We start from the raw sequence: 7588 nt of genomic DNA, 5'->3' as shown, positions 1-7588 counted from the left end.
ACACGAAAGGGGGCGGATGCTGCGGCATCCGCCCCCTTTCGTGTGTCCGCTCCGTCAGCCGGCCAGCGCGGGCTCAGCGGCTGTCGGGGTGGGAGCAGAGGCGGGGGTCGACCGCCCCGGCGGCAGCCACAGCGCGACGACGGTGGCGACCAGCAGCACGGCAGCGCCCGCCAGCACCGCGGGCTTCGCGGCGTCGACGTAGAGGTCCGGTGTGAGCTGGCCCCCGGCTCCGACGAAGATCGCGGTCATCACCGCGGTGCCGAGCGCGACGCCGAGTTCACGGACCGTCGAGTTCACCCCGGAAGCCTTCGCGTGGTCGACGAGTCCGAGGGTGGCCAGTAGGGCGGTGGCCGACGGGGCGAAGACGAGGCCCATGCCGATGCCGGCGAGGATGAACGGCGGGATGAGGCTCGGGTAGTCCAGGTCGGGCGCGGTGATCAGCGCGATCCAGGCGAGCGCGATGCCCTGCAGCAGCAAACCCGGTACCAGAAGGGCACGTGTGCCGACCCGCGGCGCGATCATGCCTGCGATCGGTGCGACGAACATCGGCGCGAGCGTCCAGGGCGTGGTCTGCACCGCGGCCTCGAGCGGGGTGGAACCCTGCACGACCTGCAGGTACTGGATCAGGATGAACACCGATCCGAAGGTGCCGAAGCTGAACGCGAATCCGACGATGTTCGTGATCGAGAACGAGCGGTCGCGGAACAGGCGCAGCGGGACGAGCGGGGTCTTCGACCGTGTCTGCCAGATCAGGAAGGCGATGAGGAATGCCGCTCCGAGGAACAGTTCCGCGATCACACCGAGCGAGTCCCAGCCGTCCTCGTTGCCGCGGACGATCGCGTGCACGAGCGCGAGCACGCCGAGTGCGGCGAGTGCTGCCCCCGGCACATCGATGCGCAGCCGCGCGCCGAAGTCGTTGTTCAGCACGCCGAGAGCGAGCGGGATGGCGACGACCGCCACCGGGATGTTGATCCAGAAGATGGCCTGCCAGCTCCAGTTCTCGATGATCGCCCCTCCGATGAGCGGGCCCACCGCCACACCGAGGCCGGACACTCCGCCCCAGATCCCGATCGCGAGCGGACGACGCGAGGCGGGAACGGCTCCCGTGAGGAGCGCCAGCGAGAGCGGCATCACGGCTGCCGCACCGATTCCCTGCACCGCCCGGGCGGCGATCAGCTGGGCGGGGTCGCCGCTCAACGCAGCGAACAGCGAGCCCAGGCCGAAGATCGCGATGCCGATCGCGAAGACGGTGCGACGACCGAATCGATCTCCCAGGGCGGAGGCGGTCAGGATCGCACCGGCGAACGCGAGCGCGTATGCGTTGACGAACCACTGCAGTTCCTCGACCTTCGCCCCCATCTCCTCATGCAGCACAGGGAGGGCGTTGGTCATGATCAGGTTGTCGAGAGTGGCCATGAACATCGGCAGAGATGCCGCGGCGATGATGAGGGCGACCGGGCGAGCCCTGGCTTTGGCGGCGAGTCGAGACATGGGAAACTCCAGTTGTAATTAGATGATTACTAGTGCTTTTCAGCAATGTAGTAATCAATTGATTACAAAGTCAAGCTTCCGCTGATACCCTTTCGACATGACCTCTGCACCGGCATCCGATGGCTCCCCCGAAGTGTCGGCTCGCAGGTTCTCCTCCGACGAGCGACGTGTGCAGATCGTCCAGGCGGCGCTCGCCGTCTTCGGAGCGCGAGGGTACGAGGGAGCCACCACGGACGAGGTCGCGCGGGCGGCCGGTGTCAGTCAGACCTATGTCGTCCGTCTCTTCGGCTCCAAGGAGAATCTGTTCCTCGCGGCCATGGGCGACGCGCTCGACCGCCTGCTCGTGTCGTTCCGGAGCGCACTCGCGCAACCGCGCGACGACGATGGCAAGGTCGACGGGCGTGTCGCTCAGGCCTACGTCGACCTGATCGCCGTGCGAGGACTGCATCAGACCCTCGCGCACGCCTATCTGCTCGGCGGTCATCCGGTGATCGGTCCGGCCGCGCGCAGCGGTTTCGCTCAGGTCTGGCGGTTCGTCCGCGACGAGATGGGCCTGGGCGTCGATGAGGCACGAGCCTTCTTCGCCGAGGGGATGCTCATCAGCACCATGGTCGGGCTCCGGATCGTCGATGACTACGGGTCCGATCCTCAGATCACCGAGCTGTTCCGCTCGTGCTTCCCGAGTGAACTGCCGCACGTGCTCGAGGTGCTGCCCCGAGGGGGCGAACGCTGGTAGCCGGTCGGCGATCCCTTTCGGATTCCGCACGTGCGGCGTACCGTGCCGGTATGTGCCGAAACATCGTCCCGCTGAACAATCTGGAGCCCGCCGCGACTGACGAGGAATGCCACGAAGCGGCATTGCAGTTCGTGCGCAAGATCGCGGGAACCACCACGCCGTCGAAGGTCAATCAGCCGGTCTTCGATCAGGCCGTCGCGGAGATCGCTCAGGCGGCACGTCGCCTCCTCGACGATCTCGTCACTTCCGCTCCGCCGAAGAACCGCGCGGAACAGGCCGCGAAGCGCCAAGCCCGCTCGGCCGAGCGCTACGAGGCGATCCGGGTCTACCAGCAGGAGAAGCGTGCCGCTCGTGCGGCGCCCTAGGACCCAGGGGGAGGTGATCCCGCCCGCCCGTGCCTGGACGCGTCTGGCCGTGACGGGGATTGACGTCACGTTGCCGTCGGTGACGGCCCGTGTCGCGAGGTGACGAGCGGCCGCGCGCGGACCGTGAACTTGCCGTTACGGTCGCGGGCATGACTCTCATCCAGGAACAGATCGAAATCATCGCTGACGTCACGTCCGAGGAGCGCGCCGCGCGGCTCTCGGAAGCGGGAAGAGCATGGAACGAGCGCATCGCCGCCGAGCCGCGCACCGCGGAACTCACCTACACGGTCACCGGTCGTGGCATCGGTGCGGTCGCGACCGAGATCCGGGCAGGCAAGCACCGGTTCCTCGTCGACGAGCCGGCAGGCCTCGCCGGCGACGACATCGCCGCGAGCCCCGTCGAGTACGCCCTCGGCGCTCTCGTCTCCTGCCAGGTCGTCGTGTTCCGCCTCTACGCCCAGGCTCTCGGCCTCACGATCGAGGAGATCGAGATCACTGCGGAGGGTGACCTCGATGTGCGCAAGCTCTTCGGAATCGACGAGTCCGGTCGCGCCGGATTCCACGATGTCCGGGTGACGGTCGACATCTCCGGCCCCGACAGCGACGAGCAGTACGAGAACCTCCGTCAGGTCGTCGATGCGCACTGCCCGGTGCTCGACCTGTTCGCGAACCCCGTGCCGACCTCTGGCGCGCTCGCCTGAGCATCCGTTCGACAGGAGAAATCCCTGGGACAGGACGATTCCGTGGATCGTCCTGTCTCAGGAGATCTCTCCTGACCCCGGGGTCACCGAGGGCGACCCGCGGCGACGGGCGCAGCTGATAGCCTGGTCGGCTCGGTTCGCTCAGGAACGCGGCGGGCGGAAGGACGGCCACGCTCGTGGGGTACATCGATGTTTCCGGCGTCTCGCTGACGCTCCCGGACGGCAGGCCGCTGCTCGACGAGGTGACGTTCCGAGTCGGTGCGGGCTCGACGAGCGCGCTCATCGGGCCGAACGGGGCCGGCAAGACGACCCTGCTGCGGATCATCCGCGGCGAGCTCGCGCCCGAGGCGGGAGTCGTGACGATCGACGGCGGTCTCGGTGTCATGGATCAGTTCGTCGGCCACGGCGAAGCAGGTCAGACCGTGCAGGAGCTTCTGACCAGGGTCGCGCCGCGGCGGATCCGGTCGGCCGCCGAAGCGCTCGAAGCCGCCGAGAACGCACTGATCGAACGCGACGAGCACGACACGCAGATGGCGTACGCCTCGGCGCTCTCGGAGTACGCCGACGCCGGCGGCTACGAGCACGAGACGGTCTGGGACCAGTGCACGGTCGCGGCTCTCGGCGTGCCCTACGAGCGCGCTCGGTACCGCGAACTCACCTCGCTCTCGGGCGGGGAGCAGAAGCGGCTCGCGCTGGAGGCGCTGCTGCGGGGCCCCGACGAGGTGCTGCTGCTCGACGAGCCCGACAACTACCTCGATGTGCCGGGAAAGCGCTGGCTCGAGGAACTGCTGCGTCAGACGCCGAAGACCGTGCTTCTCGTCTCGCACGATCGGGAGCTGCTGGCGCGGGCAGCGGATCGCCTGATCACCCTCGAGCCGGGTGGCGCCGGTGCGACGGCGTGGGTGCACGGCGGCGGCTTCGCCACATATCACCAGGCCCGCATCGACCGGATGGACCGGCTCGACGAGCTGCGTCGCCGATGGGACGAGCAGCACGAGAAGCTGCGCATCCTCGTGGCGAACCTCAAGGTGAAGGCGTCCGCGAACGACGGCTTCGCCTCGCGCTACCAGGCCGCGCAGACCCGGTTGCGGAAGTTCGAGGAGGCGGGGCCGCCCGAGGAGCGCCCGCCCGCTCAGGAGTTCGACATGCGGCTGCGCGGGGCGCGCACCGGCAAACGGGCTGTGGTGGCCGCAGGGCTCGAGCTGAGCGGCCTGATGCGGCCTTTCGACGCCGAGGTCTGGTACGGCGACCGGGTCGGCGTGCTCGGCTCGAACGGATCGGGGAAGTCGCATTTCCTGCGGCTTCTCGCCCGCGGCGGCAGCGACCCGGATGCGACCCTCGGGCATGTGACCTCGACCGGCGAGCAGCTGGACGAGGTGTCGCACACCGGTCGGGCCGTGCTCGGGGCGCGTGTCGTGCCGGGGCTGTTCGCCCAGACGCACGCTCATCCGGAGTTCCTGGGGCGCACCCTGCTCGAGATCCTGCATCGCGGCGACGAGCGGCGAGCGGGCATGCCGAGGGACGCGGCGAGTTCGGCGCTGGATCGCTACGGTCTCGTGCGTCAGGCGCAGCAGGTCTTCGAGTCGCTCTCGGGCGGCCAGCAAGCGCGGTTCCAGGTGCTGCTGCTGGAACTCGCGGGCTCGACGCTGCTGCTGCTCGATGAGCCGACCGACAATCTCGACATCGAATCCGCCGAGGCGCTCGAGGACGCGCTGTCCCGGTTCGAGGGCACGGTGCTCGCGGTCACGCACGATCGCTGGTTCGCCCGCTCGTTCGATCGCTTCCTGGTGTTCGGCTCCGACGGCGAGGTCTACGAGTCGGACGTGCCGGTCTGGGACGAGAAGCGGGTGGCCAGGGTGCGCTGAGGCGGAAGCGGATGCCGCCGCCGGTGCCCGGTAGTCTGGTGGGGTGACCATGGAGATCGAGCTCGGCCGAGGAAAGCGTGCGCGTCGCGCGTACACATTCGACGACATCGCGGTGGTGCCGTCGCGGCGCACGCGCAACCCCGAGGATGTCTCGACCGCATGGACCATCGACGCCTTCGGCTTCGAGATCCCGGTGCTGGGCGCCCCGATGGACTCCGTCGTGAGCCCCCAGACGGCCATCATGCTCGGTCAGCTCGGCGGCCTCGGCGTCCTCGATCTCGAGGGCCTGTGGACGCGCTACGAAAACCCGGAGCCGCTGCTCGCCGAGATCGCCGGTCTCAGCGATGACAAGGCCACGGTGCGGATGCAGGAACTGTACTCCGAGCCGATCAAGCCCGAACTGATCACCCGCCGTCTCGCCGAGATCCGTGAGGGCGGCGTCACCGTCGCAGGCTCCCTCACGCCCCAGCGCACACAGGAGTACTACGACATCGTCGCCGCGGCGGGCGTCGACCTGTTCGTGATCCGCGGTACGACGGTCTCCGCGGAGCACGTCTCGAGCGTGGCCGAGCCGCTGAACCTCAAGAAGTTCATCTACGACCTCGACGTCCCGGTGATCGTCGGCGGTGCCGCGACCTACACGGCGGCCCTGCACCTCATGCGCACCGGCGCTGCCGGTGTGCTCGTCGGATTCGGCGGGGGAGCGGCCTCGACGACGCGCGCGACCCTCGGCATCCACGCGCCGATGGCCACCGCCGTCTCCGATGTCGCCGCCGCGCGCCGCGATTACCTCGACGAGTCCGGCGGCCGCTACGTGCACGTGATCGCCGACGGCGGCGTCGGCACCTCCGGCGACATCGTCAAGGCGCTCGCCATGGGCGCCGATGCCGTGATGCTCGGCGTCGCGCTCGCCCGTGCGACGGATGCCCCGGGGCGCGGATTCCACTGGGGCCCGGAAGCCCACCACCCGAAGCTCCCGCGCGGTCGCCGCGTGGCAGTCGAGGGCATCGGCACGCTCGAGGAGATCCTGTACGGTCCTGCGCCCATCGCAGACGGCACGGCGAATCTCATCGGCGCGCTGCGCAAATCCATGGCGACCACCGGATATTCCGACCTCAAGGAGTTCCAGCGGGTCGAGGTCGTGCTCGCCCCCTACGAGGCCTGAGGGTCGCTGTTCTCATCGTGACGTCGCCACAGCTGTTCCCGCCCACGCTGCGTGAGGTGATGCTCCGCGGTCGGTGGATCGGGATGCTGCTGCTGTGCCTGCTCGTCGCCGGAGTGTTCGCGTGGCTCGGGCAGTGGCAGCTGGGCCGGGCCATCGCGAGCGACCCGCCCGTACCCGGAGCGACCGAGAAGGTGCTGCCGCTGAGCGACGTCGTCTCCCCGGGCGAATACCTGCCCGAACCGCAGGTCGGCCAGCGGGTGTCCACAGAGGGTACCTGGGTCGACGGGGACTTCCTGGTCGTGTCGCAGCGTTTCAACGACGATGTCGAGGGGTTCTGGGTGACCGGCCAGTTGCGCGTCGCCGAGCGCACGTCGATCGCCGTCGCGCTCGGATGGGCCCCGGATCGCGAGTCGGCGGATGCCGCAGCCTCGGCGCTGAACGCGGATGCCGGTGCCGAAACCGCCATCACGGGGCGCATCATCTCGGACGAAGGCGCGGTCGTGCCGCCGCGGGCCGATCCCTCCCGTCTCGATCGGATGTCGACGGCGATGCTCCTCGGACGCTGGCATGACGTCGAGCAGCTCGACGTGTACCGGCCGTACCTCGCTGCGGCCGAGGCCCCGGAAGGACTCGTCGACATCTCGTCGCCGGCGCCCGATGAGAGCTCGCCGGTCAACTGGCTGAACATCTTCTACGCCGCCGAGTGGGCGATCTTCGCCGGCTTCGCCTTCTACCTCTGGTACCGGCTCGCGAAGGACGCCTGGGAGCGCGAGGTCGAGGAGTTCGACGACGCCGCCGGCGCGGCATCCGCCTGACGATCTGCGCACCTGCGCACGCGGTTTTGCGCACCTGAGCGGCCGATTGTCTGCTCTCTCCGAATGATGCGGACGATCCGGTGAGCGCCGGGTGACGAAACGGCAAACACCGTTGAGGTTGTCCGTGCTGCTCCGTAAGCTCCCTAACATGTGTGTGCGCTGGGAGACCCGTGTGCATCGCGACGGCGCTTCATGAGAGCCGCCGTTTCCGTCAGAACGTCGAGGAGACCACCCGAATGATGCTTGTCCCCGACGATGCCCGCAAGGGCGTCGAATCATCCGAACACCGGAAGCGGGGGCGTGCAGGCGCTCTCGCCCTGACCACGGCGGTCGCTCTCGTCATCGGCCCGATGAGCGGCGCTCCCGCGCTCGCGGCCGACGAGCCCGTCGATGCGCCGGCCATCTCCGCGACGGAGACTCCGGCTCCGGCGACCCCCGCCCCGGAGGAAT

Annotated in this window: 7 protein-coding genes and 1 pseudogene; 7 read left to right on the top strand and 1 reads right to left on the bottom strand. The window is 68.8% G+C overall.

From position 1 onward, the window contains the following. Positions 1 to 54: 54 nt before the first annotated feature. On the bottom strand, positions 55 to 1491 hold the full coding sequence (locus tag CUR96_RS15935; protein WP_180969067.1) for an MFS transporter: 1437 nt from the start codon (positions 1489 to 1491) through the stop codon (positions 55 to 57). A 97-nt stretch (positions 1492 to 1588) separates the two neighbouring features. Here CUR96_RS15935 and CUR96_RS15930 point away from each other — a divergent pair, with 97 nt between their 5' ends. From CUR96_RS15930 to CUR96_RS18650, 7 genes and pseudogenes are all read left to right on the top strand, one after another. Further along, positions 1589 to 2227, top strand: coding sequence for a TetR/AcrR family transcriptional regulator (locus CUR96_RS15930; protein WP_102194317.1), 639 nt, complete (start codon positions 1589 to 1591; stop codon positions 2225 to 2227). A 50-nt stretch (positions 2228 to 2277) separates the two neighbouring features. After that, positions 2278 to 2592: a DUF2277 domain-containing protein gene (locus CUR96_RS15925; protein WP_102194316.1), complete on the top strand. Its 315-nt coding sequence runs from the start codon at positions 2278 to 2280 to the stop codon at positions 2590 to 2592. Positions 2593 to 2741: 149 nt separating this feature from the next. After that, positions 2742 to 3293 (top strand): OsmC family protein, encoded by a 552-nt coding sequence (locus tag CUR96_RS15920; protein WP_102194315.1) that lies wholly within the window; start codon positions 2742 to 2744, stop codon positions 3291 to 3293. Between the two features lie 176 nt (positions 3294 to 3469). Beyond that, positions 3470 to 5158 (top strand): ABC-F family ATP-binding cassette domain-containing protein, encoded by a 1689-nt coding sequence (locus CUR96_RS15915; RefSeq protein WP_102194314.1) that lies wholly within the window; start codon positions 3470 to 3472, stop codon positions 5156 to 5158. Positions 5159 to 5207: 49 nt separating this feature from the next. Further along, positions 5208 to 6323, top strand: coding sequence for a GuaB3 family IMP dehydrogenase-related protein (locus CUR96_RS15910; protein ID WP_102194471.1), 1116 nt, complete (start codon positions 5208 to 5210; stop codon positions 6321 to 6323). Between the two features lie 59 nt (positions 6324 to 6382). After that, entirely contained in the window at positions 6383 to 7138 is a 756-nt protein-coding gene (locus tag CUR96_RS15905) for an SURF1 family protein (RefSeq protein ID WP_102194470.1), read from the top strand. Between the two features lie 236 nt (positions 7139 to 7374). Next, positions 7375 to 7588: pseudogene (locus tag CUR96_RS18650) on the top strand (hypothetical protein); the annotation flags it as partial.

This window comes from Microbacterium aurantiacum (genome assembly GCF_002872075.1).
Classification (GTDB): domain Bacteria; phylum Actinomycetota; class Actinomycetes; order Actinomycetales; family Microbacteriaceae; genus Microbacterium; species Microbacterium aurantiacum_A.
This window is presented reverse-complemented; position numbering and strand designations above follow the sequence as displayed.

What these genes read in the sequence shown, in the direction of transcription:
- CUR96_RS15925 (WP_102194316.1), top strand. Translation starts at nt 2,278, where the DNA reads ATGTGCCGAAACATCGTCCCGCTGAACAATCTGGAGCCCGCCGCGACT.
- CUR96_RS15905 (WP_102194470.1), top strand. Translation starts at nt 6,383, where the DNA reads ATGCTCCGCGGTCGGTGGATCGGGATGCTGCTGCTGTGCCTGCTCGTC.
- CUR96_RS15930 (WP_102194317.1), top strand. Translation starts at nt 1,589, where the DNA reads ATGACCTCTGCACCGGCATCCGATGGCTCCCCCGAAGTGTCGGCTCGC.
- CUR96_RS15935 (WP_180969067.1), bottom strand. Translation starts at nt 1,491, where the DNA reads ATGTCTCGACTCGCCGCCAAAGCCAGGGCTCGCCCGGTCGCCCTCATC.
- CUR96_RS15920 (WP_102194315.1), top strand. Translation starts at nt 2,742, where the DNA reads ATGACTCTCATCCAGGAACAGATCGAAATCATCGCTGACGTCACGTCC.
- CUR96_RS15910 (WP_102194471.1), top strand. Translation starts at nt 5,208, where the DNA reads ATGGAGATCGAGCTCGGCCGAGGAAAGCGTGCGCGTCGCGCGTACACA.